General features: G+C 37.5%; 22 protein-coding genes. 9 read left to right on the top strand and 13 right to left on the bottom strand.

The features are described from left to right. Positions 1 to 3: 3 nt before the first annotated feature. From KIM67_RS04710 to KIM67_RS04725, 4 genes are all read right to left on the bottom strand, one after another. Positions 4 to 2034 (bottom strand): M3 family metallopeptidase, encoded by a 2031-nt coding sequence (locus KIM67_RS04710; protein ID WP_213830210.1) that lies wholly within the window; start codon positions 2032 to 2034, stop codon positions 4 to 6. A 152-nt stretch (positions 2035 to 2186) separates the two neighbouring features. After that, the gene (gene purE / locus KIM67_RS04715) at positions 2187 to 2678 is read right to left on the bottom strand and encodes a 5-(carboxyamino)imidazole ribonucleotide mutase (protein WP_213830211.1); all 492 of its coding nucleotides are present in this window, start codon (positions 2676 to 2678) and stop codon (positions 2187 to 2189) included. A 1-nt stretch (position 2679) separates the two neighbouring features. Further along, a complete protein-coding gene (locus KIM67_RS04720; RefSeq protein ID WP_213830212.1) occupies positions 2680 to 4074 on the bottom strand; it encodes a hypothetical protein in 1395 nt (464 codons plus the stop codon). A gap of 9 nt (positions 4075 to 4083) precedes the next feature. After that, on the bottom strand, positions 4084 to 5238 hold the full coding sequence (locus KIM67_RS04725; RefSeq protein ID WP_213830213.1) for a 5-(carboxyamino)imidazole ribonucleotide synthase: 1155 nt from the start codon (positions 5236 to 5238) through the stop codon (positions 4084 to 4086). A gap of 116 nt (positions 5239 to 5354) precedes the next feature. Between KIM67_RS04725 and KIM67_RS04730 the strand changes: the two genes are divergently transcribed. The 8 genes from KIM67_RS04730 to KIM67_RS04765 all read left to right on the top strand — a co-directional run bounded on the left by KIM67_RS04730 (position 5355) and on the right by KIM67_RS04765 (position 14264). Further along, the gene (locus KIM67_RS04730; RefSeq protein WP_213830214.1) at positions 5355 to 6461 is read left to right on the top strand and encodes an adenylate kinase; all 1107 of its coding nucleotides are present in this window, start codon (positions 5355 to 5357) and stop codon (positions 6459 to 6461) included. Between the two features lie 84 nt (positions 6462 to 6545). Then, the gene (obgE, locus tag KIM67_RS04735; RefSeq protein WP_213830215.1) at positions 6546 to 7547 is read left to right on the top strand and encodes a GTPase ObgE; all 1002 of its coding nucleotides are present in this window, start codon (positions 6546 to 6548) and stop codon (positions 7545 to 7547) included. Positions 7548 to 7742: 195 nt separating this feature from the next. Continuing rightward, entirely contained in the window at positions 7743 to 8285 is a 543-nt protein-coding gene (locus KIM67_RS04740; RefSeq protein ID WP_213830216.1) for a DUF4136 domain-containing protein, read from the top strand. A gap of 160 nt (positions 8286 to 8445) precedes the next feature. Further along, positions 8446 to 10755, top strand: a complete 2310-nt coding sequence (locus KIM67_RS04745; RefSeq protein ID WP_213830217.1) for a S9 family peptidase — start codon at positions 8446 to 8448, stop codon at positions 10753 to 10755. Positions 10756 to 11132: 377 nt separating this feature from the next. Next, positions 11133 to 11354: a hypothetical protein gene (locus KIM67_RS04750; protein ID WP_213830218.1), complete on the top strand. Its 222-nt coding sequence runs from the start codon at positions 11133 to 11135 to the stop codon at positions 11352 to 11354. Between the two features lie 161 nt (positions 11355 to 11515). After that, entirely contained in the window at positions 11516 to 12487 is a 972-nt protein-coding gene (locus KIM67_RS04755; protein WP_250149157.1) for a sensor histidine kinase, read from the top strand. Continuing rightward, positions 12484 to 13209, top strand: coding sequence for a LytTR family DNA-binding domain-containing protein (locus KIM67_RS04760; protein ID WP_213830220.1), 726 nt, complete (start codon positions 12484 to 12486; stop codon positions 13207 to 13209). The genes KIM67_RS04755 and KIM67_RS04760 overlap by 4 nt, the downstream gene beginning before the upstream one ends. A 35-nt stretch (positions 13210 to 13244) precedes the next feature. Continuing rightward, complete coding sequence (locus KIM67_RS04765) at positions 13245 to 14264, top strand: hypothetical protein (RefSeq protein WP_213830221.1); 1020 nt, start codon at positions 13245 to 13247, stop codon at positions 14262 to 14264. A 20-nt stretch (positions 14265 to 14284) separates the two neighbouring features. On the opposite strand, the gene KIM67_RS04770 is transcribed toward KIM67_RS04765, so the two are convergent. The 5 genes from KIM67_RS04770 to KIM67_RS04790 form a co-directional block, all read right to left on the bottom strand. Continuing rightward, positions 14285 to 15070 carry an SDR family oxidoreductase gene (locus KIM67_RS04770; protein ID WP_213830222.1) on the bottom strand — a complete coding sequence of 262 codons (786 nt, stop codon included), beginning with the start codon at positions 15068 to 15070 and terminating at the stop codon, positions 14285 to 14287. 1 nt (position 15071) lies between these two features. After that, complete coding sequence (locus KIM67_RS04775; RefSeq protein ID WP_213830223.1) at positions 15072 to 15383, bottom strand: cupin domain-containing protein; 312 nt, start codon at positions 15381 to 15383, stop codon at positions 15072 to 15074. A 70-nt stretch (positions 15384 to 15453) separates the two neighbouring features. Beyond that, entirely contained in the window at positions 15454 to 17520 is a 2067-nt protein-coding gene (locus tag KIM67_RS04780; RefSeq protein ID WP_213830224.1) for an OmpA family protein, read from the bottom strand. A gap of 3 nt (positions 17521 to 17523) precedes the next feature. Further along, the gene (locus tag KIM67_RS04785) at positions 17524 to 18459 is read right to left on the bottom strand and encodes a type IX secretion system membrane protein PorP/SprF (protein ID WP_213830225.1); all 936 of its coding nucleotides are present in this window, start codon (positions 18457 to 18459) and stop codon (positions 17524 to 17526) included. Between the two features lie 8 nt (positions 18460 to 18467). Then, on the bottom strand, positions 18468 to 21335 hold the full coding sequence (locus KIM67_RS04790) for a gliding motility-associated C-terminal domain-containing protein (RefSeq protein WP_213830226.1): 2868 nt from the start codon (positions 21333 to 21335) through the stop codon (positions 18468 to 18470). Positions 21336 to 21732: 397 nt separating this feature from the next. Between KIM67_RS04790 and murC the strand changes: the two genes are divergently transcribed. Then, entirely contained in the window at positions 21733 to 23088 is a 1356-nt protein-coding gene (murC, locus tag KIM67_RS04795; RefSeq protein WP_213830227.1) for a UDP-N-acetylmuramate--L-alanine ligase, read from the top strand. Between the two features lie 65 nt (positions 23089 to 23153). Here the strand turns inward: murC and KIM67_RS04800 are convergent, their stop codons facing one another. The 4 genes from KIM67_RS04800 to KIM67_RS04815 form a co-directional block, all read right to left on the bottom strand. Then, positions 23154 to 24227, bottom strand: a complete 1074-nt coding sequence (locus tag KIM67_RS04800; protein WP_213830228.1) for a toxin-antitoxin system YwqK family antitoxin — start codon at positions 24225 to 24227, stop codon at positions 23154 to 23156. 126 nt (positions 24228 to 24353) lie between these two features. After that, the gene (locus tag KIM67_RS04805; protein ID WP_213830229.1) at positions 24354 to 24758 is read right to left on the bottom strand and encodes a hypothetical protein; all 405 of its coding nucleotides are present in this window, start codon (positions 24756 to 24758) and stop codon (positions 24354 to 24356) included. 3 nt (positions 24759 to 24761) lie between these two features. Beyond that, positions 24762 to 25115 (bottom strand): hypothetical protein, encoded by a 354-nt coding sequence (locus tag KIM67_RS04810; protein WP_213830230.1) that lies wholly within the window; start codon positions 25113 to 25115, stop codon positions 24762 to 24764. A gap of 344 nt (positions 25116 to 25459) precedes the next feature. Next, entirely contained in the window at positions 25460 to 25666 is a 207-nt protein-coding gene (locus tag KIM67_RS04815; RefSeq protein WP_213830231.1) for a hypothetical protein, read from the bottom strand. Between the last annotated feature and the right edge of the window lie 2 nt (positions 25667 to 25668).

Below are 25668 nucleotides of genomic sequence, written 5' to 3' on the forward strand. Positions count from 1 at the left end.
AAATCAACTCACTTTTTGAATAAGTCCTGCTCGTTCCAATAAAGATTCTATTTTGGGCTCTGCCCCTCTAAAACGTTTGTAGAGCGTCATAGGGTTTTCGGTGCCACCTTTGGAAAGAACATGTTCCTTGAATTTGGTTGCAATTTTCTTGTTGAAAATTCCATTTTCCTTAAAATAAGCAAATGCATCGGCATCTAAAACCTCTGCCCATTTATAACTATAGTAGCCAGAGGAATAACCGCCTTGGAAAATATGGGAAAATGATGTGCTCATACAGGTTTCTGGCGTATTGGGGAAGAGGTCGGTACCTTCAAAAGCTTTGGACTCGTAAGCTTTCACATTCGTAATGTTTGATGGGTCGGTTCCATGCCATGCCATATCCAAAAGGCCAAAACTTAATTGACGGAGCGTTGCCATCCCTTCCTGAAACGTTGCGGATTCCTTTATCTTTTCGACCAAATCCATGGGAATCAGTTCCCCTGTTTCGTAATGGAATGCAAATAGTTCCAAAGCTTCCTTTTCATAGCACCAGTTTTCCAGCACTTGACTTGGGAGTTCTACAAAGTCCCAATAAACTGATGTCCCCGAAAGACTTGGATAAGTGGTATTTGCCAACATTCCATGCAACGCATGCCCGAACTCATGGAAAAGCGTAGTCACCTCGTTAAACGTTAGTAGCGATGGTTTTGAGGTAGTGGGCTTGGTGAAATTACAGACGTTGGAAATATGGGGTCTACTATTTTTACCATCTAAGGTATATTGCGGCTTGTACGAAGTCATCCAAGCTCCGCCCCGTTTTCCGGGTCTTGGGTGAAAATCGGCATAAAACAGTGAAACCAGATTTTTAGAACTATCGTAAACTTCATATGTTTTTACATCCTCGTGGTATTTTTCAATACCTGAAACTTCTTTGAAGTTGAGGTCAAACAGTTTTTCGGCAACTTTGAAAACCCCATCGATTACATTTTCTAACTTAAAATAGGGCTTTAGTTTTTCATCATTCAAATTGAACAGTTTTTGTTTCAATTTTTCTGAATAATAGGCGCTGTCCCATTTTTCCAATTGTGAAATGCCATCAAGTTCTATTGCAAAACCCTCTAATGCTGCAAATTCTTTTTCGGCGGCTGGTTTTGCTTTCTCCAAAAGCTCTGTTAAAAATTCATGTACCTTTTCTGGTGTTTCCGCCATGCGTTCTTCGAGAACAAAATGTGCGTGGGTTTGGTACCCTAGGAGGTTGGCTCTCTCGTGCCTTAGTGTGGCAATTTTTAATGTGTTCTCTTGGTTATCTAGCTCATCATTGTGAAATCCTTTACTACCGAAAGCGAGCGAAAGTTTCTTGCGCAGTTCCCTGTTGTCAGCGTATTTCATAAAAGGAATATAGCTAGGGTAGTCCAATGTTATGAGCCAACCCTCTTTATTCTTGGATTTTGCAAGTTGCGCCGCTGCTTCTTTGGCTCCGTTAGGGAGGCCACTTAAATCTTTCTCATCTGTAAGGAGCAATTCGAATTTATTGGTTTCTGCGAGAACGTTTTCTCCAAACTTTAATTTCAGTTTTGATAATTCGGCATCGATTTTCCGAAGCCTTTTTTTAGCATCATCACCAAGGTTCGCGCCATTACGACTGAAGCTTTTATACCTTTTCTCCAACAAGGTTTGCTGTTCTATGGAAAGATTCAAGGAATTTTTTTGTTCGTAGACTGATTTAATTCGTTCGAAAAGTTCCTCATTCAGCGTGATATCATTACCGAACTCAGATAATAGTGGAGAGACTTCTTGCGCAATCTTTTGAATTTCATCATTGGTTTCAGCAGAATTCAGATTGAAGAAAACGCTGGAAATTCTATCCAGCTGCTTGCCTGAAAAATCCAAAGCTTCCAAGGTGTTTTTAAAAGTGGGCGGTTCTGGGTTCTTTGCAATTTCATCAATTTCTTTTTTTGCATCTCCGATTGCCTGTAAGAAAGCGGGTTTAAAATGTTCGTTCTTTAGCTGCTCAAAAGGAGCTTGATCAAACGGTTGAAGAAGGGGATTATCCATGAATTAGATGTGAGATATTAGAATTTAGTATTGAGAAAATTTGTAAACTGGATTAATGGATTTTCAGATTTTTTGTTCGATTTTATTCATTGGATTATGTAATAATTAAAAGATATACTTTTACTGACTCCTGACTCCTGACTCCTGACCACTTACTTCGTACCTCGTACTTCCTCAGCTCCTTTGATTACTTTTTCTTTTAGACCTTGTTTGTAGAGTTCAATTTTGTCCAACACACATTTGTCCGAAGCTCCGATGATCTGTGCTGCAAGAATACCCGCATTTTTGCCTCCGTTAAGAGCCACTGTGGCAACAGGGACTCCGCCTGGCATTTGAAGAATGGAAAGTATCGAATCCCAACCATCAATGGAATTACTGCTTTTTACGGGTACACCTATTACGGGCAAAGGCGATAAAGAAGCTACCATGCCAGGTAGATGCGCTGCACCACCTGCACCAGCTATAATAACCGAATATCCATTTTTATGAGCATTTTTGCCAAAATCGAATAGTTTTTCCGGGGTACGGTGCGCAGAAACAATGTCGACATCCACTTCAATGTCAAAACCCTTTAAAATTTCAATGGCATCTTGCATTACGGGAAGGTCGCTTGTGCTTCCCATGATTACGGCTACTTTGCTCATATTAATTAAATTTTCTTATGGTATAAAGATTCGTCTTTTTGTCAAAATAAGCATAGAAATATTTATTCTGAAATTTAAATTGGATTTCCCCTTTTGGTAGGTCTTTATTTGGATCACTAAATTTTTTTCCAAGAATTCGACTTTGATTGAAAAAAGATTTTTTTCGAAAAGCTTCAATTTTTTCAAAAGGATGGTATTCCATTTCACTGTCTTTCACAGAAAAATTTATGTCTAAAACAAGCCTTATGGATTTCGCTATTTCGTAGGAATAGATTGAATTTAAAGCACTGCCCATAGAACCTCCTATACTATTTCTAAAACCACTGCTTTCTTCGTAACCTCCTAAAGTTAAATAATACACGCTATTCAACTTATTAATTTTCAACCCAACCCTACTTAACTTGAGGATTGAATTTATTTTTTTTTGTGATACTTTTTTGTCGTTTACAGCGTCGTTTACAAACCATTCTTTAAGAATGCTCTTTTTTGCATCGGTATCAATAATCGACAATAAAAAATTGTCTTTAAATCCTACTATGGCAAATAACGTATTGTCTTGCAAATAAGAACAAGATTTTTTAAAAGATTTAAATCTATCATCAGATTTGGGTAAATCAATTTTATAATTATCCGATATGTATTTAAATTCTTTTAAATCTATCTTTAATACACTGAAATTCAAATGATTTTCATCTTTCTTTGGATTTAATGTAACTATCAACTTGTTGTCAAGAATGTAAAATTTGTTTTTACGAGAAATTTCCTTGACTGTATTGACTTGTTGATAGCTGATTTCATCAAATTTCTCATTGAGAAAAATCTTTTTAATGGAAGATCTAGTTTTTATGTCAAAATTTTTAAACAAAAGCGCAAGGCTAAATTTTCTTGTCGTTATGTTTAAATTAGTATCTACCATATTCAAAATCAATTCATTTTCTTTTTTATTGTAACCTAATTGATAAAATATACTAGAATTGATGAATGCACCGATAAACCTGCTTTTATCAAATTTGATAATTTTCTCCTGTTGTTTGTCACTACTATTACTGAAGAGAAATTTATTATCATCAAATCCCTTATAAACCAACCAATGATTTTCTTTTGCTCCGAAGCTCTCTATGAAATGTCTAAATTCTTCATTTCTATTTTTTTTAAATTGAACTTTTAAAGTGTTAAAGTTCTCATCAATTATGAAGCTGTGGCTGTAATTATTCCTTGTATAGTCAATGATCAAATAATTTTTTAAATCTGATACTTTGACATTAGTACTTAAAAAACTATTAGGACTGTTGAAAACATTATTTGGATTATGCTCAAGTTCAGAAGAAAAAATAATTTCTTGTCCGTAAGCTTTATTAAATAGAATTAGTAGGTATAGTATTAAATATTTGGGCATATAACAGTTTTATTTACTTATAACTTTAATTGATTCTTTCACTTTTTGAGCGGTGGCTCTTGCTTTATCCATATCCTCGTCCACAATGGTTACATGTCCCATTTTCCGAAATGGCCGTGTTTGTTTTTTTCCGTACACATGGGGAGTGACCCCGTCCATTTTGAGAATGGAGTCTATATTTTCATAGACGACATCTCCAGTATGTCCTTCTGCACCTACAAGATTTACCATGACCCCAGCTACTTTACTTTCCGTTTTACCTAAAGGTAATCCCAAGATGGCTCTAATGTGTTGCTCAAATTGATTGGTGTAGCTCCCTTCAATACTATAATGCCCACTGTTATGGGGTCTTGGCGCAACTTCGTTTACTAAAATTTCATCGTCTTTGGTTTGGAACAATTCTACGGCAAGCAATCCAACATGTTCTAATTTTTCAGATACCCTTAAAGCAACTTCTATAGCTTTTTTAGCAACCGATGCCTCAATCCTGGCAGGACAAATTACATATTCTACCTGATTGGCCTCAGGATGAAATTCCATTTCAACTACAGGATAGGTTTTTACGATTCCTTTACTATTTCGTGCAACAATAACGGCCAACTCGTTTTTAAAATCGACCATTTCTTCGGCAATGCATTCCACGTTGGGCAATCCTTCCAAATCATTTGCCGAACGCACTACTTTAACACCTTGTCCATCATATCCGAATTGAGCGCTTTTCCATACAAAGGGAAACTGAAGCCCGCCATTGGAAATACTGTCCTCGATTTCTGAAGTGTATGCAAATCGAGTAAACGGAGAAGTTGGGATGCTGTTATCCGTGTAGAATAATTTTTGTGTCGCTTTATTTTGAATAGTTCGTAAAGTTTTTGTGGGGGGATATACTTTTACGCCTTCATGCTCCAGTTTTTCCAATGCAGCCACATTAACATTTTCGATTTCGATGGTCAATAGGTCAACAGTTTTCCCAAAATGATAAACAGCATCAAAATCCATTAGGCTTCCCTGTACAAATTCATCACATGCTATTCGGCAAGGTGCATCTAGGGAAGCATCCATTACTTTGGTCTGAATGTCCCATTTTCGGGTTTCGTACAACAACATTTTGCCCAATTGACCACCGCCTAAAATACCGAGTTTAAAATTGGAAGAGAAAAAGTCCATTGATTTGTAATTGTAATGAAAACAAAAATACGTGAATTCCTTGAAGCGATGCAAGTCCAAAGGACAAAGCGCTCTTAAAAGTGTTATCTTTGCCAACCTGATAAATTAATGACGATTTGATCAAACTTCATGATAAGGTTTTCAAGCCCTATTTAGGGGAGGAGCAAATTTTAGCTGCCGTAGAAAAAGTAGCAGCGGAAATAGCTGAGGATTACAAGGATGAGACCCCTATTTTTGTGGGTGTGCTCAATGGGGCTTTCATGTTTGTTTCCGATTTTCTAAAGGCATATCAATTTCCGTGTCAGGTTTCATTTGTACGATTAAGCTCTTATCAGGGTTTGACTTCGACCGGAATTGTGGAAACTTTATTGGATGTACCGGAAGATATTGAAGGGCGTAGTATAATTATTCTGGAAGATGTAATAGATACGGGCAGAACGTTGAAAAAATTGGTGCATCTATTTTCCCAAACCAACGCAAAAGAATTTAAAATTGCTTCATTGTTTTACAAGCCAGATATCTACAATGGCGAGTATACCATTGATTATGTGGGCATGGAAATTCCAGATACTTTTATTGTGGGATATGGATTGGATTATAACGAATTAGGAAGAAATTTAAGAGCAGTATATCAATTAAATCAAACAACTATGATCAACCTAGTGCTTTTTGGAAAGCCGGGAGCTGGAAAAGGAACCCAAGCTGATGTTTTAAAGGAAAAATACAATCTAAAACATATTTCTACAGGGGATGTTTTTAGGTATAATATTAAAAACGGAACTGAACTTGGTACACTTGCAAAATCTTACATGGATAATGGGGATTTGGTGCCAGATGAAGTGACCATTGATATGTTGAAACAAGAAGTTGAGAAAAATCCAGATGCTGCTGGGTTTATATTTGATGGCTTTCCCAGGACAACGGCACAAGCCGAGGCATTGGACAACTTTTTAGACTCAAAGGATATGCAAATCAACGCGACTATCGCCCTGGAGGCCGAAGATGATATTCTGGTAACCCGTTTGTTGGAACGTGGCAAACAAAGCGGACGTACCGATGATCAAGACGAAAGCAAAATACGTAACCGATTTGATGAATACAATCAAAAAACAGCTCCCTTAAAGGATTATTATGAAAAGCAGGATAAGTTTCATTCTGTGAATGGGATAGGGGAGGTTTCTGAGATTTCGGAACGTTTAAGTCAAGTAATCGACAAGCTTTAGCTTGTTGGTATTGCCGAATCAAGAATCCAATTGACATTAAAAAACTCCCATATTTACGGCGGAGTGAAAGAAGGGTAGTTAGCTATGACCGAAGGTAATTTTGTTGATTATGTAAAAGTGTATGTGGCTTCCGGTAACGGAGGTAAAGGCTCCGTGCACCTACATCGCGAGAAATACATTACCAAAGGCGGCCCAGATGGTGGTGATGGTGGTCGTGGAGGTCATGTCATTGTGCGTGGCAACAGCAATCTTTGGACGTTGGTCACATTCAAATTTAAAAAACACTTCAAAGCAGGTCATGGGGAACATGGAAGTAAAAACCGCAGTACTGGGGCAGACGGTAAAGATGTGTATATGGAGGTGCCCTTGGGTACGGTGGTCAGAGATACCGAAACGAATGAAATTCTCTTTGAAATTACCGAGAACGGTGAGGAAAAAATAGCGGCGAAAGGTGGCATGGGAGGTCGCGGTAATTGGCATTTTAAAAGTTCTACCAATCAGACGCCACGATATGCGCAGCCAGGGATCCCCGGAGAAGAAGCTCAGATTACCTTAGAATTAAAGGTTTTGGCCGATGTAGGGCTCGTAGGTTTTCCAAATGCTGGCAAATCAACGTTACTTTCCGTAATGACCTCTGCAAAGCCAAAAATTGCAGATTACGAATTCACAACCCTAAAACCAAATTTAGGAATTGTGGAATACCGTGATTTTAGAAGTTTTGTTATGGCCGATATTCCAGGAATCATTGAAGGGGCTGCCGAGGGAAAGGGATTGGGACATTACTTTTTGCGTCATATTGAACGTAATGCAACTTTACTTTTTTTGATTCCGGCGGATAGTAACGATATCTCCAAAGAATATGAAATTTTACTTGATGAGTTAAGGCGCTATAATCCCGAGCTTCTAGATAAGGAAAGGATAGTGGCCATTTCTAAAAGCGATATGCTGGACGACGAACTCATGCAAGAAATGAAAGTAGCGCTTGACAAAGACCTTAAGAATGTTAATTATCGATTTATTTCATCAGTAGCGCAACAGGGTATTCAAGAGCTGAAAGATGACCTTTGGAAATTATTGAACGAATAAGGCCTTTCCCATTTCATCCGAACCTAATTATTGATTAAATTTATATCAAACAGTCTATGTTTTTGTAATGGCTGCTCTTACGTCATGCTGAACTCGTTTCAGCATCTCATACATTAGTAAGCCGATAATTTTGATGTAACCCTGAAATAAAATCAGGGTGAAGATTGATAATAAGGAATTGTTGATATTGATTTTATGAAGACTCTTGAATGTATAAAGCCTTTTTTCATTTTATTGTTTTGCTCAGTATTTTTGGCATGCAGTAGTGTTCGGGTCAATTACGATTACGATAAATCCACAAATTTCTCTAACTATACCAGTTATAATTATTTTTCTGACATGGATTCTGGATTAAGTGGTTTGGATGAAAAGCGGTTATTACGGGTATTGGACTCCACGTTGCATTCAAAAGGATACATTCTTGCCGAAGAGCCAGACTTTTATGTGAACATACTTAGTAACCAGTTTAGAAATGCACCAAATAATAATGTAGGCTTGGGTGTTGGAGGAACTGGACGAAATGTTGGTGGTGGTCTTTCCATTGGCATACCCGTTGGGAATTCTGGAATTCAGCGGGCAATACAGTTTGATTTTGTAGATGCCGAAAAGGATGCGTTGTTCTGGCAGGCTTCGAGCGAAAGCGGATTTCGGGAAAATGCATCTCCAAGTGTGCGCGAAAAGAAACTTAGAGCGGTAGTGGATAAGGTATTTTCAAAATTTCCGCCGGAAAAAAAGTAAATTCCGTTGGCCAAAGCTAATTTACCGTTTGTCATATTATACTTCATCTAATTATTTATCCCTTGTACATTTATCGCTTCAAGAATGTAACATGGATGTTAAAAAATAGTCCTATTAACGCATTTGGCAATCACTACTCATATTAATTTATTTGAACAACATGGAAACAAAACTAGATTTTAAACTTGGAGGGGTTATCCTCTTTTTACTAATGGGAATAACAACATCTGCACAGGATATCTCAGGTTCTTGGCAAGGAACCTTGGAAGTACAAGGAAACAAAATGCCTCTGGTTTTTGATGTAACCGAGGAAAATGGGGCTTTAACATCGACCATGGATAGTCCATCGCAAGGTGCAACGGGTATTCCAATGGATGAAACTTCGTTTGAGGATAATCAATTAACCATTGTCTTTAAGCAAGCAGGAATCAAATATGTAGGTGCTCTCGAAGGTACTACTATGAAAGGAACATTCTATCAAGGCGGTATGGAGCTTCCCTTGAACCTAGAGAAAAAGGATAAAGTTATTCCGGGAAATCCTTTATTGGTAAGTTCCGATGAAGAATTATTGGCATTGGCATCATTGGATAAGGGCGATTACAGATATACCGTAGAAGACTATTTTGCGAGGCCTAAGGCTTCAACCTTCCGTTTTTCCCCTGATGGTACGTACATGTCCTATCGCGAAAAAGATGAAAACGGAAAAAGGCATGTGATGGTCAAAAATATCTCAACAGGTGAAGTAAAAAAGGCCATTGAGGAGAAAGAAGAACTGGTGAGGGGTTATGCTTGGCTTAACAATGAGCGTTTGGCTTATATTATGGACAAGGGCGGAGACGAAAACTACCACGTTTACGCTGTAGATTTAGACGGGTCGGATTTAAAGGATTTAACTCCGTTCGATGGGATTCAAGCCCAGTTTACTGAGCTTCTTAAAGAGGATAAAGATCATATCATCGTGTCCATGAACAAAAACAATCCGCAAGTTTTTGAACCTTATAAGGTCAATGTGGTAACAGGAGAGCTAAAACAGCTATTTAGTAATGATGATCCTGAAAATCCCATAGCAGGCTATGATTTTGATAAAGATGGCAATCTAAAGGCATATACCAAAATAAGGGATGGTGTGGAACAGGACCTTTACTATGAAGATGGTAATGGAGGGTATAAGATCGTTAAAAGCCTTAATTGGAAGGATACATTTGGGATACTGGAATTTAATTATACCACTGAAAATCCCAACGATGCTTATATGATTTCCAATTTGGATAACGATAAGGCCGAAGTGGTTCTTTACGATTTAAAAGAGGGCAAAATACTCAAAAAGGTTTTTTCCAACGATCAATATGACGTTCAGGATATGCATATGTCCAAAAAACGAGGTTATGAATTGGATTACTTCGTATTTGAAGGTGAAAAAACGGAGATTGTGCCCGTTAGTGACTCCTACACCAAGCTCCATAATAAGATTACCAAAAAATTTCCCGGGAAACAGTATAGTATCGCAGATGCTACAGATGATGAGAACAATCTTTTGGTTTTCATCCAAAGTGATAAATTATATGGCGAATACCATTCTTACGATGTGAAGAAAGATGAGTTTAAGTTTCTCTATAATTTAATGCCTCAGCTCAAGGAAGAAGATATGTCCGAGATGCGCCCCATCACTTTTAAGAGTAGGGATGGCATTCCTTTACACGGGTATATTACATTGCCCAAAGCAGCTTTGGCAGGTCAAAAGGTACCGGTAATCGTTAATCCCCATGGTGGTCCTCAAGGAATACGTGACTCCTGGGGCTTTAACCCAGAAGCGCAGTTATTTGCAAGTAGGGGATATGCTACCCTTCAAGTTAATTTTAGGATTTCCGGTGGCTATGGCAAAGAATTTTTGGAATCTGGGTTTAAGCAAATCGGTAGAAAGGCTATGGACGATGTGGAAGATGGGCTACAGTACGTAATTGACCAAGGTTGGGTAGATGCTGGTAAAGCGGCTATATATGGCGGAAGCCACGGAGGTTATGCAGTACTGCGCGGTTTGACCAAGACACCAGATTTATATGCCTGTGGGGTAGACTACGTTGGCGTCTCCAACATATTTACATTTATGAAAACCATACCTCCATATTGGAAACCCTATTTGAAAATCATCAAGGAAATTTGGTATGATGAAGATATTCCCGAAGAAAAGAAAATAATGGAAGAAGTATCGCCGGTGTATCAAATCAATAAAATCAAGAAGCCCTTGTTTGTGGTTCAGGGAGCTAACGATCCTAGGGTGAACATTGATGAATCTGACCAAATTGTGAGTGCATTAAGGGGTAAAGGTTTTGATGTACCCTATATGGTAAAGTATGATGAAGGCCACGGATTTGGTAAAGAAGAGAACAGGATAGAACTTTACAAGACGATGATGGGCTTTTATGCCAAGCATTTGGGAGATAAGGAGATTCCAACGCCATTGAAAGATTAGGTGAAACTAACAAAATGGATTGCCTCTAGGTAGAGTTATAGAGGTATCGGAGACAAGACCGTTTTGCTAAAAGAGCCAAGAATCAAGATGGGAAATCTTGTTTCTTGGCTCTAAAAGTTTTTAGCACTTCGCGTGATACGCAATACTCAGTCTGAGGGAGTTTAAAGAAATAACCTTGAACGCTAAGTGCCGTTGCCGTTCGCAGTTTCATTTTTGCCACTGGTCATAAACCTCTTTAAACTTGAGTGTGGTAGGCGTATTTTTACCCCGTAATCAAAAAACGAACAGCATGATAACCTTAGCCAAATTAATTATCTCTTTTCTTATATCGGTTCTCGTTTAAAGGGTTCTATTTTCAAAAATTAAAGACCATCAAAATGAAAAAACTAAGTACAGGTCAAAAAATTATATTGATCGCAGGAATATTGTTGACGCTGATTGGCATTTTTGCAAGGTATATGGGTTGGGAAAACAATGATTGTTTGGTACTTTTTTACACAGGAGCCTCTTTCATGTGGATAGCGTTTTTAAATAATAAGGCGAGTAAATGTGAAAGACGTTTTATTAAAAAATTATTCAGAAGACAGCAAAATGGGTAGGAATAAATTAATGATAGGAGTTCTTCCAATTTCCCAATGCGTTATTTTTGAATTAAGATATTGACCAACTACATATGGAATTGAACAGTAGAACCAACAATCTTGTTTTCTGGACCTTACAATTTTTGGGGTGGGGTTTTCTAAGCTGTCTGTCTTTGATTATGCTGAAGAATAGTAGTACGGAATTCTTGGTGTTCAACGTATTTGGTGGTATGTTCATTGGTATCGTATCCACATCGCTATTAAGATATTATTTGAAGCATAACCTTGCTTTTGATGATTTTGGAACCAAAGAGATTATCAAGATTTTGTTGGCCACACTGGTTGCATCCGGTATCTATGCACTGTTGAATCTCTCCCTTGGATACCTATATCATGAATATGGCCCAAAGATATCTGACGATGAGCTACAGATGTTGAAAATGTATGATACAACTGGGCTATTAATTTTCAGTTCCTTATTAATGGTATTTTCATGGGTCATTTGCTATTTGGTCATCAAACTTTTGCTAAAACTCAACAAGGACAGAATTGAGCGGCTAGAACTGAATACCAATTTAAAACAGGCACAGCTCAATACTTTAAAAGGTCAGATCAACCCCCATTTTATGTTCAACAGCCTTAACAATATTCGAGGCCTAATGCTTGAGGATGTTGAACGATCAAGAGAGATGTTGACCAAACTCTCCGAAATCCTTCGGTATTCGCTTACCAAAAATAATAGTAATGCCATTTCGGTAGAAGAAGAGCTGGAAATGGTGGACAACTATATTGACCTCTCCAAAATTCAATTTGAGGACCGGCTGGAGTTTGTCAAGGATGTTGATGAAGATACTTTGTCACTTCATATCCCGCCAATGATTATCCAGCTTCTTATAGAAAATGCGGCAAAGCATGGTATCTCCAATCTCAAAAGAGGAGGCAGAATCGTCTTGAGCCTAAAAAAGGAAGAGGATCAATTGATCATTGAAGTTAAGAATACAGGGAAACTCCAAATAGGTAAAAATACCACACAGTTAGGACTGAAAAATATAAGACAGCGTTTAAAACTGCTGTATGCAGATAAAGCTTCTTTTAATTTGAACGAGGTTGCTGGTGAGGTCGTTGCCCATATAAAAATCCCTATGGTATGAAGATAAGAGCCGTAATAGTGGAAGACTCAAGATTGGCCCGTAATGAGCTAAAAGAACTCATAAAAAAACACAGTGAGATCGAGCTGGTAGGAGAAGCTGAAAATGTTGATTCAGGATTCGAATTGATTCAGAAAGAAACCCCGGATTTATTGTTTTTGGATATCAATATGCCAGAAAAAGATGGTTTTGAGCTTCTTGAAATGCTGGATGAGGTTCCCATCACCATATTTACCACTGCTTTTGATGAATACGCTATAAAATCCTTTGAGTACAATGCCTTGGATTACCTTCTTAAACCAATAAACGAAAAACGTTTTGCCATTGCTTTTGAGAAGGTAAAAGCAAAATTAACAAGCAATCAAGTGCATACAGGAAAGACGCAACAACTTTCGCATAACAGTCAGATTTTTATCAAGGACGGAGAATCTTGCTGGCTTGTTAAAATTGGAGATATTTCACATTTTGAAATCGTGGGGAACTATACCAGGGTGTTTTTTGAAGATAAGAAACCGCTGCTTTATAAATCACTTAACCAAGTTGAAGAAAAACTTCCTGAACAGTCTTTTTTTAGGGCAAACCGGCAACAAATCGTTAATACCAACTACATAGCCAATGTAGTGCCTTGGTTCAATGGTAAGTTGAAGCTGCAAATGTATAACGGAGAAGAAATTGAGGTGTCGCGAAGACAATCCTATATCTTTAAAGATAAAATGAGTTTGTAGTTAGGTTGTTACGATTAACAGTAAAACAAAAACCAATGGATAGAATAGAAATTTCCAAAATCGCAATGGTATTCGCGTTACCATTATTGATTGTTGGTACTTTGGTATTGCTAGTGAAATCAATCTGGTTCCAGCAAAACCCAAATGTATTGGCATTGGGAGTTACAATTGATTTGTTATTGACCACACCCATAGTGTATTTTTTACTAGTTAGAAAAACAAGGATTCCAACAACCACAATTGTCCCTTTTCTAATCTTTGTAACCGTAGTTTGTTCGGTCATTCTTCCCAAAGAAAATCAATTGTATTTAGGACTGTTCAAAACTTGGTTGCTTCCAGTCATAGAATTGTCCATTCTGTCTTTTGTGCTTTATAAACTATATGGGGCAGTAAAACGGTATAATACTGAAAAACAATATTCTCTTGATTTCTTTTCGACACTCAAAAAAGTATGTACTGAAATCCTCCCTAAAGCTATGGTCACGCCCGTTGTTATGGAAATCTCAGTTTTCTATTATGGCTTTTTATATTGGAAGAAAAAGGATTTTAAGGAAAATGAATTTTCGTACCATAAAAACTCTGGTACAATAACCTTATTGGTCGCAATACTTTTTATTGTTGCCATAGAAACTTTTGTTCTTCATATCCTCATTGCCAAGTGGAGTATTATCGTAGCTTGGATTTTCACTTTTTTAAGTATTTATTCTGGAATTCAAATCTTTGGATTTTTAAAATCAATGTTGAAAAGACCCATATCCATTGAAGGTCATAAGCTCTACTTACGATATGGAATTATGAGTGAATCTAGTATTGATTTAAGTGATATAGATGCTGTTGAATTGTCATCCAAGGAAATTGAATTGGACAATGAAACAAGAAAACTATCTTTTCTGGGAGAGTTAGAGTCTCATAACATAGTAATCCGATTAAAAAAAGAAAACGTCTTAACCGGTATTTATGGAATTAAAAAGTCCTACAAGAATCTAGTTCTGTTTATAGATGACCCGATGACTTTTAAGAATAGCATTGAAACTGCCCTAAAAAATAACCTGTAAAAACTAAAAAGGTAATCCCATTAAAGCGATTTCAGTAGACCTCCATCAATTGGAATATTGGTGCCAGTAATGTAAGCGGACTTTTCCGAAGCTAAAAATGTCACCAAAAAGCCGTATTCCTCAGGATCGCCTATGCGTTTTGAAGGAACCTGATTTTCCATGTTCGACCGGACTTCTAATTCCGAAATCCCTAGCTTTTCTGACTTTTTTGCGTTAAGTTGGGTGATACGGTCGGTATCAAAATAACCAGTAAGCACGTTGTTTACGGTTATTCCATCTTTTGCAACATCAATAGAAAGACTTTTTGCCCAAGTCACTACGGCAGCCCTTATCGAATTTGAAAGCGCTAAATAATTTAGAGGTTCCCTAACGGATATGGACGCCACATTGATGATTCTTCCCCATTGCTTTTGTTGCATGTGCGTTAAGGCAAGCTCCGTAGTAAAAACAACTGACTTGAACAATAGGTCAAAAGCCTGTTGGTAATCCTCAACATTTTTTTCCAAAGCTCCTCCTGCTTCCGGACCTTGCGTATTGTTCACTAATATGTCGATTGTATTTTCTTGGAAAAATTTGAAAATTGTTGGTTTGAAGGTTTCAAAACTGGAAAAATCGACAACTACATAGTTGTGTTCTTGTCCTTGGTCGACATCAAATTCTGCAATAAGCTCCTTCATTTTGGCTTCATTTCGTGCCATTAAGGTTACATTGGCCCCACTTGCGGCCAATTGCCTTGCGATAGCTTCACCAATACCTTTGCTGCTCCCGCCAACAAGAGCATTTTTTCCTACTAAAGAAATTTTCATATTACTTGTATTCTTCTCTTGCTGGACTAAATATATCCATCAATTTACATGTGGTCAGTGCTTTTCCGCTGTGCGGTACATTTGATGGGACAATGACTATATCACCAGATTGATAAATAGCCTTGTTCCCTCCCAGCGTAAATTCAAAACTACCCTCCAGAACATGCATTATTTGTTCGTGTACATGGTAATGCTCAGGTACTTCGGCATCTTTTTCAACGTCCCAAAAGGCCCAGGTCATAGATTCTCCGTGTACCATTTTTCCATGGTAACCAGGCATGAATTCCTTAGATTTTACTTCTGATAGATTCATTGCTATTTATTTACTAGAAAAATAGCAATAAGTAGTGAATAGAAGGCTAGAAATAGTCTTTTTTAAGACATTATTCCCAATTTACGATCACAAATTCACACCTTCTGTTCCATTCGTGGTCTTCCTCAGTACAAGCGTCTACGGTCTTGCATTCTACTATGGGTTCTGATTCTCCGTAACCTTTGGCGATTACCCTATTTTCATCAATTCCCTTGCTGACCAGGTATTCTTTTACAGAATCTGCCCGTTTTTGCGAAAGTTGTTTATTGTAGCTTGCTCTTCCGCGAATATCGGTATGGCTACCGATCTCTATGATCATATTGGGGTTTTTTCTCATGACGTCGAGTACTACCTCTAAGCGTTCTCTGGACTCTCTTCTTAGGTACCAAAGGCTATAATCAAAATGGATTTCCTTGGTTTTGATTATCGTTCTGTTTTTCTCTTTTACAACAGCATCCTCTTTTTTGATTGCCTCCGCTATCTTTTTCTTCTTTCTTTTTTCTGCTTCTTCTTTTGCCCTTTTTTCCTGTAACAGCTGTTTTTCTTTTTCTTTTTCCGCTTCTGCTTGTTGTTGCTTTTCAATTTCTTTTAAGGAGAGCAGTTGCAGTGACCCATCAAAAGTTTTTTTACGTTCCTTGCTGCTTCGTATAGTTTTGTTGTTGTCTTTGTATCCGTTTTGACTTCCGTGTACTGTAAAAAAGGAAGCGCAGGAAATATCAAACTTAAATACTGCATTTTGATCGGTCAATACTTCTTTTATCATTTTGCCATCACCGTCCAATAATCGTATTGTCCCGTTTGGGATAGGTTCGTTAGTTGTTATATCGGTAAGTGTACCAGCAATGAACTGACCGCAATCTTCGATTAAAAGAGGTTTAGTTTCAACAAAGGAATAAATGTCATCGCTACCTTTTCCCGAGGGTCGGTTGGATGAGAAAAAACCTTCCTTATCGGAATGAAATGAAATGGAAAAATCATCATAACCACTATTGACGGGCAAGCCTAAATTGTCTGGTTGACCGTAAGTTCCAGCGTCATATTTTGAAATGAAGATATCCAAAAGACCAAAGCCCGGATGCCCATTTGAAGCAAAGTAGAGATTGTTCTCCGTGTCCAAATGCGGAAACTGCTCCTTTTTATCCGTGTTTATTGTTGCTCCCAAATTTATTGGGTTCCCAAAAAGGCCATCTGAAAGTATGGATACTTTATAAAGATCAAATGAACCGTAGCCACCAGGGCGGTCCGAAGCAAAATAAAGCTGTGTTTCATCCTTGTTCAAGGCTGGGTGTTCCGTAGAAAAGCCATCGTCATTAAATGGTAATTCGGTAATATTTATCCATTCCGTACCCGACCATTCTGCGCTATAAATCTTTAAGTTGGTGACTTTTTTGGAATCTGTTTTTTTCTTGCCCTTGTTGAAATTGTTACGTGTAAAATAGATTGTCTTTCTATCCTTTGTTATTGTAAAGGAACCCTCGTGCATTTTGGTGTTAATGTTGGGGGAAAGGCTTTCACTAAAATCGTCTTTCTGGTCTATTTTGTCCAGTGGATGTGAGTAAATATCCAGATAGTTTTGATTGTTCCATCGGTATAATTTTTTAGCCTTATCGCTGTTTTTTCTTGAAGCGGTGTAAAGAAGGTTGGAATCTATTTTGGCTGCCCCAAATTCGGATGTCGTAGTGTTTAAGGCAAGGTTCTCTATCGTAAAACGGTTACCAATCGCACTTATGTTTTCTAAATATTGAATGCCCCTGTTTAGCTTTTCGATTGCTAATGAGTCGTTTGATCGTATGTAATATTCCTTTAACGCATTTTCTGCTTCATCATACTTGCCAATAGCTTTTAAGGACTGGTTAAGTTTGAAATAATAGGAACCATCAATGGCATTACCAGACCTGGAAGTTACAGTTTTGTACCATCTTGCAGCCGAGTGCATATCAAAAGTATTATAGTAAGAATCAGCAAGGTTCTTCAACACCTGTTGACTTCTATTGCTGGACAATACTTTTTCATACAACGGAATGGCATCGCTGTAAAACGCTCTTTCAAAATAAGTGTTTGCACGCTCTAATTCTTGTTGTGCAATCATTGGGTGCATGCCCAAACCGATAACGAGGAGGAAGATCAGTTTTCTCATATCTTAATAAAATCTAGGAGATTTATCATATCCTTTTTTCAGACCTAGAAGGTCAAGGTCAAAGAGTGCAAAAATTTCATGGGACCCTGCGTTAAAACTCCCTAAGTTGGATAGGGTATAATCGTAAGCATATCCAATACGTATTGCAGGTACAACAGATATGTTGAACATGGCGCTCACTGCATCTTCCAATCTATAGGACAGTCCACCTTCGAATCTGTTATTGAACAAAACATTCAACGAAGTATCCAGTGAAATAGGAGAGCCTGCGACCATTTTTGTCATGATGGATGGCTTTATTTTCAAATTTGGATTCAATTCGTAGATATAACCAGAGGTGAAGAAAAGGTGTATTTCTTCTGAACCTATCCTATTTATTCCATCCCGATTTTCAAGATGTTTTGAAGTCAACAAATTAGGTGCGGATACTCCAGCGTAGAAATTGGGTCTTGTATAAAAAGCACCAACGCCAACATTGGGGAAAATACTATTGACATTCTCGTTGAATGCTGCATCATCTTGAAATTCGGGCAGTCTAAAACCAGTGAAATTGGTTTCAAAATTTGTAATCCCTCCCTTAAGTCCCAAGGATAGGTTACTGTCAGCATTCAACTTTAAGATATAGGCAAAATCAACATAAACATTGTTCTCTTTTAAAACACCATCACCAATATTGTCACTTATAAGGGATATGCCTGTTTCTACTTTATCGCTCAAAGGTGCATGGGCAAAAAATGTAAGTGTTTCGGGAGCACCCTCTGCATTTTGCCATTGTGAACGGTAAAGGGTTCCAAAATTTATCATTCCCGTTTCATTGGTCGTATATGCTGGGTTAATAATGCTCATATTATACATATACTGGGTATATTGAGGGTCTTGCTGTGATTTTACTCCCAGCGCATACAATAAAAATAAGAGTGCTATATATAGTTTTTTCATGTCTTTATTTATTGGCTGAGATATAATCTACCTTGTTTTGGCTCGAAACCTTCACGGTTAAATTCTATGACATAGAAGTATACACCATTGGGAGCCGTGTTTCTTCCACCTTCCGAACCGTCCCATGCCGGATTGTCCGCATCTCCTTTAAAAAGGGAATTTCCGTAGCGGTTAAAGATTTCCAATGTAAAGTCAGGGAAAATGGTTTCTATATTAGGTATAAAGAAGGTGTCGTTTCTACCGTCACTATTCGGTGAAAATCCATCGGGAATAAAGAAATCGTATGCATCTGGGTCACAATTGTTCAAGTCTACTGTAACTGGAATTCTATTTGGATTGATACAGCCTGTTTCGGGATCATAGCTTTGGGCATAGTACGTAGTATCATCAATCAGAAGTTCTGAGCTGGATAGGACTTCACCACCTTCTCCGGTTATGAACCATTCAACTTCGGCATCTATTGCATTTTCCAAATCAATAAGTTCGTTGACCGTTGGATTGTCCAATCCACAAAGAGATAATTCAGTTGTACTTAAATCTGGTGATTGAGGGTTTATTACTGTAGGAATCACTTCCAATCGCATATCACTTTCACAGAATCCGTTTAACTGTTCTACAGCAAAATAAGATTGTCCGTCCACCAAAGTTTGATTGGAATCTATCAAAGTTCCGCCAGAAGCCGAGGAATACCATATAATACTTCCACCGTTTGTTGAATTGACATCCAAATCAGCTAAGGTCAGATTATCAGAACCACACAGAATTGGCATTGCGTTGTTGATAGTTGGAACATCAGCTGTTACGAAAGCAACCTGAACTCGTATTCTGGAAGAGCTTACACAATTATTGTCTGGATTGGTGCTTAAAATAAAATAATCTTCCCCATCTACCAGAGGTGTGGTCAAAGGTAGGGGCACGTCATCGGTATTGGTTTCAAAAAAGGAAAGTGTTCCAGAGGCACTGACTGAAATATTTTCCAAGGTCGGGTTTCCATCATTTAGACAGAAAAATTGCTCAGGTGCGGCTTCGATAACTTCAGGTGTTCCTCCAATGGAGAAGTTTTCTTGGAGTTCAAAATCGAACACCGTACGGCAAGGCGTAGTGTCATCTTGAGTGCTTGTTAGGTTAACGGCATAGTTTCCATCAGCCAAGGTAGAGATGTCTATTTCATATTCAGCGAACCCTCCTGTAAAGTTTATCGTATTGTCTGTTAATACAGCCATCGAGTTTTGTTCAATAACCTCATAGTCTATGGTGTAACTGCCATCGGATAGTGCTGGTGCGTTTACCAATACATCAATAGCGGTGGCATCACAATTGTTGTCCACCACGATGTCCAGGTCTATGGCTTCTGGGATAGGGAGTACTTCAATAGTTGTGCTTAACATGCAATCGATGAGAAAACTACCGGTTACTTCGAAAGCGATATTGTAATTACCATCAGTATCAAAGTTGATCGAAGGGATATTGAAAGTTGCGGATCCATTGGAAAAATCAATGTTCTGTACAATAAGGTCGGTGGTGGAATTATCGGGATTTGTTATGGTATAATCAATATCGTAAGTTTCATTGGAGAGATTTCCAGCGATGTCCAGAATATTGTCGAGCTGAATGGTAGCTTCTGTATCAGGGCAAATGGTTGTTGAAGTGGCCATTGGGTCGGAGACCAAAAAAAGTGCTTGTGGAACGTTGATAGTGGGACATACAAATTCTTCAGGGTCAGGGTCTGTAATCCCTACGATATCCAATTCCACAAACTCATTGATGGGAACTGCATCTGGTGAAATGGTAAAAGTTCCCGTACCATTATTCAATTCAACTGTTGTAGTGGCATTGTTAATGCCATTGCTGCTGTTAATGGTATATGCAATTTCGTACTCGTCATCTGGTAAAATAGATTGGTCATAAGTAATGGTGACGTCATAGGGCTCCCCCAAACAGTAGTTCGGAGCCGTCAAGTTTCCTTCAAGCACAGGCAGTATAATAATTTCTATTTCGGTAAACTGTATGGAACATACGGGATGGGATGGAAAAACCGAATAGGTAAAGGTATAAGTACCATAACCAAAATTGGTATTGATTTCCTCTACGTTTATAACGCTATCTGTTAAATTATCTATTTGGTTGGTACCACCTTCGGACCAAGTACCATTGGGGTCCTCGTCAACTAACAAAGTGGTCAGGTCAAGATTGGTAAAACTGGAAAGGTCTTCATTTGTACATACAACCAAGTCTATGGGCTGTCCTGAATCTGCTGCAGGATGAATCTCTAGAATAACAGTGGATTGTTCGCCCGCACAGATATCCACATCTGGCACGGTGTAGGTAAAAGTATATTCACCTGGTCCGGCCAAAAGTGCATTGAATAAGTTATTGGTCAGAAAGCCAGTTGGCACGACCTCTGCCCAAACACCATTGAAATCGGGTATTTTTCCGTCAATTGCACTACCTAGGAAACCAAAAAGGTTTACCGCTAAGTTTTCACTACAGGCATTGGCACTACCGTCTATATTATCCTCTCCTGCATAACCACCTAGATTTATAGTGACAGTCGCAGATTCGCCACAATCATTGTTCGTGTAGGTAAACTCATGAACGCCATAATTATTGATCCGCCATAAATCTACTATACCTGTGTTAGTATCTAAAGCAAAAAAATTGGCTGCATCTGTTGTGGACCAAACACCACCTACGGCAGGCAGTCCATTTAAATTTGCGAACAGATCGAAAGTTCTATTGGCTATATCGTCGTGTTTATCACAAACAGTAACGGTATTGTCCGAACCTGCACATTGAGAATATGCAACGGAAATAGTGAATAAAAAGCCAATGGAAAATGCAAATAGATGTTTTATAAAAGTAATTCTAAACCCCATAGAAATTTTCTATTAATTCAAATTTATAGGCTGTACTATGCTCTTTTAAATCGTGAGAACACGTAAGGAATGATAGTACAATACAAAAAAACAGATAGTTTAGTGCGAATAACACCCAAATATCTGCTGAGGTTTAGATGCGCAAAACTACTGAATTTTCTTATCATCTGAATGATTTTATCATAAATACAAAGCGTATTTTCTGATGTTGCCCAATAATTCATTTCACTTATAAGTAGTCCTGTCAAGTATCAATAACTACAAAAGCTACTTTTTAGTCTTTTGGTGTTATGATTTTTGCAGATTATGTTGTGTAAATGGTAAAAAGCGTCCTTTGTATTTTGTTTCCAATTAGTTTAATGGCTATGGTTATCTTTATCCTGAAAATAGATTTTTGATGCAAGTACATTTTATAGCCATTGGAGGGAGTGCCATGCACAATTTGGCATTGGCTTTGGAACATAAGGGATATATAATAACGGGAAGTGATGATGTAATCTTTGAACCTTCCAAAAGTCGCTTGGAACAAAAAGGTTTATTGCCTGAAGCATTTGGTTGGTTTCCTGAAAAAATACATGATAAATTGAACGCGGTGATTTTGGGAATGCACGCCAAACCAGATAATCCTGAATTGCATAAAGCAAAAGAGTTGGGCTTAAGGATATATTCGTATCCCGAATTTCTTTACGAGCAGTCCAAATACAAGACTAGAGTAGTTATAGGAGGTAGTCATGGTAAAACCACTATCACTTCGATGATCCTACATGTATTAAATTATCATGATATCGAGGTGGATTATATGGTCGGGGCCCAACTAGAAGGCTTTGACAGAATGGTACACCTAACAGAGGAAAACGATTTTATTGTTTTAGAAGGCGACGAATATTTATCATCTCCTATTGATAGAAGACCAAAATTTCATTTATACCAGCCCAATATTGCACTTTTGAGTGGTATCGCTTGGGACCATATCAATGTTTTTCCCACTTTCGAAAACTACGTGGAACAGTTTCAAATTTTTGTGGATGGTATCGTACGTGGAGGAAGCATTACCTATAACGAAGAAGATTTAGAGGTAAAAAAAGTAGTTGAGAAAACAGAGAACTCAATTCGCAAGTTTGCCTACGGTACGCCAAATTATAGGGTTGAAGATGGAGAAACTCTTTTGGATACTCCCGAGGGTGAGATGCCCATTGAGGTTTTTGGCAAACATAATCTGAACAATCTTGCTGGAGCGAAATGGATATGTCAAAACATGGGTGTGGATGAAGATGATTTCTACGAGGCCATCACATCTTTTAAAGGGGCATCCAAACGATTGGAAAAGATTGCGGAAAGCTCAGGAAAAGTAGCCTATAAAGATTTTGCACATTCACCAAGTAAAGTTAGGGCAACAACCATGGCGGTAAGGGAGCAATATCCAAATCGAAAACTGATTGCCTGTTTGGAGCTACATACCTATAGTAGTTTAAATGCCAATTTTTTAAAGGAATATGACGGAGCTTTGAACGCCGCAGACGAAGCCTTGGTCTTTTATTCTCCAGAAGCTGTTAAAATAAAACAGTTGGAAGAAGTTACTTCTGCACAAATTGAAAATGCATTGAATCGGCAAGATGTCAAAATCTTTACTGATGCGGACGCTTTTAAGACGTATCTATTTGATAAAGAATTTGATGATTCGGTTTTGTTGCTAATGAGTTCAGGCAATTATGGCGGATTGGATTTTGAGAAAATAGAATCAGTATTCGGGTAAAGAGTAAATCAATAAGCGGGATTCGATTTTCTGTAAAAATCTAAATCCAAGTAATAGCCAATAGTTCAGTTTCCATATTCTATCTTGGATATTACTTTGCCTTTTCGGTATAAGATTTCTTTAATGGGTTTTCCTGCCAGATTATAGAATTCCCATTTGCCATCCTTTGTGCCATTCAGATAATTGCCTTTGTGGGAAGGCTTTTCGGCTTCATTGTACTTGATATATAATCCGTTCTTAACGTTATTTTTAAAAGTAGTTTTTTCTACAATTGTTCCGTTGTCTAAGTCAAAATTCTTCCAGGCACCATTCTTATAACCGTCCATATAGTTGCCAGATAAAATTTTTGTTCCGTTTTCGTGGTATAGCTCATAAAGACCGTTCTTTTTACCATGCTCGTAATGTTGAATCTCTTTCTTGGCTTCATTTTCATAAAACAATTCGCTGAGTAGTAATTGATCTTTCACAAACTTCATCCTTCTCAATAATACCCCATTCTGATTATATTCCAATTTATCCCCTTCAAGTTTTCCATCTTTTAGCTGCTTAAGAAAACGAACTTTTCCGTTTGGGAAATAATCTTTTTGGATATAACTGTTGTTTGTGGTATAGTCTCTTTCCCAATTTAGTGTACCGTCTTCATATTTTTCTTCCCAATGGCCAGTAGGTTCATTGTTTTTATAGTGCTCTGTTCTTACTCCCCTAACATTTTGATTGCTATAGTGTAATTTCTTTGTCCATTTACCGTTTTTCAGTCCATTCTTGTAATTTTCAAGAGTTATTAATTCACCCGTATCATTGAACGTTTTCCATTCTCCTTCTTCCTCACCTTTTAAAAAAAGCCCCTGCCTTTGTACTTTTCCATTTTGGTGATAGGTAGTGAACGTACCGTTTGCAATTCCATCCGCATAGGTCATTGTTTTTAAAATACGGTCGTTATAATCGTATTCTGTAGATTTTCCGTGCTTTTTTCCTTTTTTGAAGTTCAAATCAGAATAATTCCCTCGTTCGTCAGAAATCTTATAGTGACCTTCAAGTAAATTGTTGGTATTGTCTTTAAAGAAAATTTCTCTTCCAAATTGTTGCTTTTCCACCTCGTACCAAGTAAGATACTTTTGGGCAACGATTGAATTTCCCATCAAAAGCAATATTATTTGGGTAAGAATTAATCTATATGATTTGAACATGGGTTTGAATTTTTAATTTTATAAAAGAAAGACCCATATAAGCGGGCCATTGCTTCTTTTGAGATTGGAACTTTATTTTTAAGAATTCAGCCCAGAACTGGTGTTCATTGTCTTTTTCCTACCAAGTAAGGTTTTGGCGGATAGTAAAACACCCAAAAAGATTAGAACATACATTCCATAGGTAGAAAGAAGACTGCCAAACTGCGTTTCTACAAGAACAGGATTACTTTTCCTATATTTTATGGAAATAGCATCTCCTTCAGATTTCATGCTTCCTATGAAAGGAACTCTAAAAAGTTCGGTGATCCCTATTTGTTCACTGCCATCTTCCAGTTTAAATTTTATAGTTGCCGTTTCTCTCGTTTTTTTGCCCCTATGTAAAGTGATCTCGGTAATTTTTCCTTCGGTTTCGACCCAATCATCATTTTGGCCATGACCAATAAGAGAGGAAAACAAGATTATAGTTAAGTATATATATTTCATAGTTTAGGCGATCTTTTTGAGGATTTCAATATTTTCGTTCATAAGGGTTTCTTGTTTGGACGATAATAAGGAACGAACTAGCATAGGAGCAATCCCTCTTGACTTGGAATAGTAGCCATTTACAATGTGATTGGTTACAACAGGCATCATTTTTAAGGTACTTGTATTTAAAAACCTCAAAATAATGGCATAGATTCCGCTTTTCTTTACAAGTATGCATTTTTCCATTTTATTCCCAGATGGAACTTCCCAATTGTTCCAGGTCTTGGTACATTGGTATTCACTTTCTGTTTTTAAAAAATCCAACACCTTATCCAAGGAATCATAAGATTCATTGATTTTGACCTGTTTTTCCATACATGTTAGTTTAAAGATTGATTGTTTTGATTTATAAGTTTCACCTAATCTAGGTTGTTGTCAGATAAGAGAAAAGAAGTCTTGATTTACTAAGCCAGTAAAAGTTTTTGAGATGATTTTTTACAAAACACTTGGCAACTCAGTTTATATTTTTTTAGAAACATCATCGTTAAAATGTTAGTTTATTACAGATGTCTAATCAAAAATATAACGCCTACTAAGCTTATACATGTCAAAAAGTCAATTTTATTAAATTGTAAGGAAGGGTCTAAATGAAATCTCACTTTCTACAGGAACATTTAGAAATTTGTTTTTATTGTCAATTATGGCAATGGTGATAATGATTAATAATGTTGTCTTTTTCCAGTTTTCACAACCCTATAATTACAAGCTTCATTTTCAACATATTTAATTTTATGTTCAGATAGCAATAAAGAAATTATGTGCCTGGTTTCGGTATCGTTAAAGCCCAACTGTTCCCCTAAATCCAATTCGTTCAATATTCCATTATTCTTTTTTAAAGCGCTGAAATAGTACTCTTTATCTTCCATAA

It is taken from the genome of Flagellimonas sp. 389 (assembly GCF_018449435.1).
Taxonomy (GTDB): Bacteria; Bacteroidota; Bacteroidia; order Flavobacteriales; family Flavobacteriaceae; genus Flagellimonas.

Excerpts from the sequence above, each read along its gene's own strand:
- KIM67_RS04710 (WP_213830210.1), bottom strand. The coding sequence starts at position 2,034 with ATGGATAATCCCCTTCTTCAACCGTTTGATCAAGCTCCTTTTGAGCAG.
- purE (WP_213830211.1), bottom strand. The coding sequence starts at position 2,678 with ATGAGCAAAGTAGCCGTAATCATGGGAAGCACAAGCGACCTTCCCGTA.
- KIM67_RS04720 (WP_213830212.1), bottom strand. The coding sequence starts at position 4,074 with ATGCCCAAATATTTAATACTATACCTACTAATTCTATTTAATAAAGCT.
- KIM67_RS04725 (WP_213830213.1), bottom strand. The coding sequence starts at position 5,238 with ATGGACTTTTTCTCTTCCAATTTTAAACTCGGTATTTTAGGCGGTGGT.
- obgE (WP_213830215.1), top strand. The coding sequence starts at position 6,546 with ATGACCGAAGGTAATTTTGTTGATTATGTAAAAGTGTATGTGGCTTCC.
- KIM67_RS04740 (WP_213830216.1), top strand. The coding sequence starts at position 7,743 with ATGAAGACTCTTGAATGTATAAAGCCTTTTTTCATTTTATTGTTTTGC.
- KIM67_RS04745 (WP_213830217.1), top strand. The coding sequence starts at position 8,446 with ATGGAAACAAAACTAGATTTTAAACTTGGAGGGGTTATCCTCTTTTTA.
- KIM67_RS04750 (WP_213830218.1), top strand. The coding sequence starts at position 11,133 with ATGAAAAAACTAAGTACAGGTCAAAAAATTATATTGATCGCAGGAATA.
- KIM67_RS04755 (WP_250149157.1), top strand. The coding sequence starts at position 11,516 with ATGCTGAAGAATAGTAGTACGGAATTCTTGGTGTTCAACGTATTTGGT.
- KIM67_RS04760 (WP_213830220.1), top strand. The coding sequence starts at position 12,484 with ATGAAGATAAGAGCCGTAATAGTGGAAGACTCAAGATTGGCCCGTAAT.
- KIM67_RS04765 (WP_213830221.1), top strand. The coding sequence starts at position 13,245 with ATGGATAGAATAGAAATTTCCAAAATCGCAATGGTATTCGCGTTACCA.
- KIM67_RS04770 (WP_213830222.1), bottom strand. The coding sequence starts at position 15,070 with ATGAAAATTTCTTTAGTAGGAAAAAATGCTCTTGTTGGCGGGAGCAGC.
- KIM67_RS04775 (WP_213830223.1), bottom strand. The coding sequence starts at position 15,383 with ATGAATCTATCAGAAGTAAAATCTAAGGAATTCATGCCTGGTTACCAT.
- KIM67_RS04780 (WP_213830224.1), bottom strand. The coding sequence starts at position 17,520 with ATGAGAAAACTGATCTTCCTCCTCGTTATCGGTTTGGGCATGCACCCA.
- KIM67_RS04785 (WP_213830225.1), bottom strand. The coding sequence starts at position 18,459 with ATGAAAAAACTATATATAGCACTCTTATTTTTATTGTATGCGCTGGGA.
- KIM67_RS04790 (WP_213830226.1), bottom strand. The coding sequence starts at position 21,335 with ATGGGGTTTAGAATTACTTTTATAAAACATCTATTTGCATTTTCCATT.
- murC (WP_213830227.1), top strand. The coding sequence starts at position 21,733 with ATGCAAGTACATTTTATAGCCATTGGAGGGAGTGCCATGCACAATTTG.
- KIM67_RS04800 (WP_213830228.1), bottom strand. The coding sequence starts at position 24,227 with ATGGGAAATTCAATCGTTGCCCAAAAGTATCTTACTTGGTACGAGGTG.
- KIM67_RS04805 (WP_213830229.1), bottom strand. The coding sequence starts at position 24,758 with ATGAAATATATATACTTAACTATAATCTTGTTTTCCTCTCTTATTGGT.
- KIM67_RS04810 (WP_213830230.1), bottom strand. The coding sequence starts at position 25,115 with ATGGAAAAACAGGTCAAAATCAATGAATCTTATGATTCCTTGGATAAG.
- KIM67_RS04815 (WP_213830231.1), bottom strand. The coding sequence starts at position 25,666 with ATGGAAGATAAAGAGTACTATTTCAGCGCTTTAAAAAAGAATAATGGA.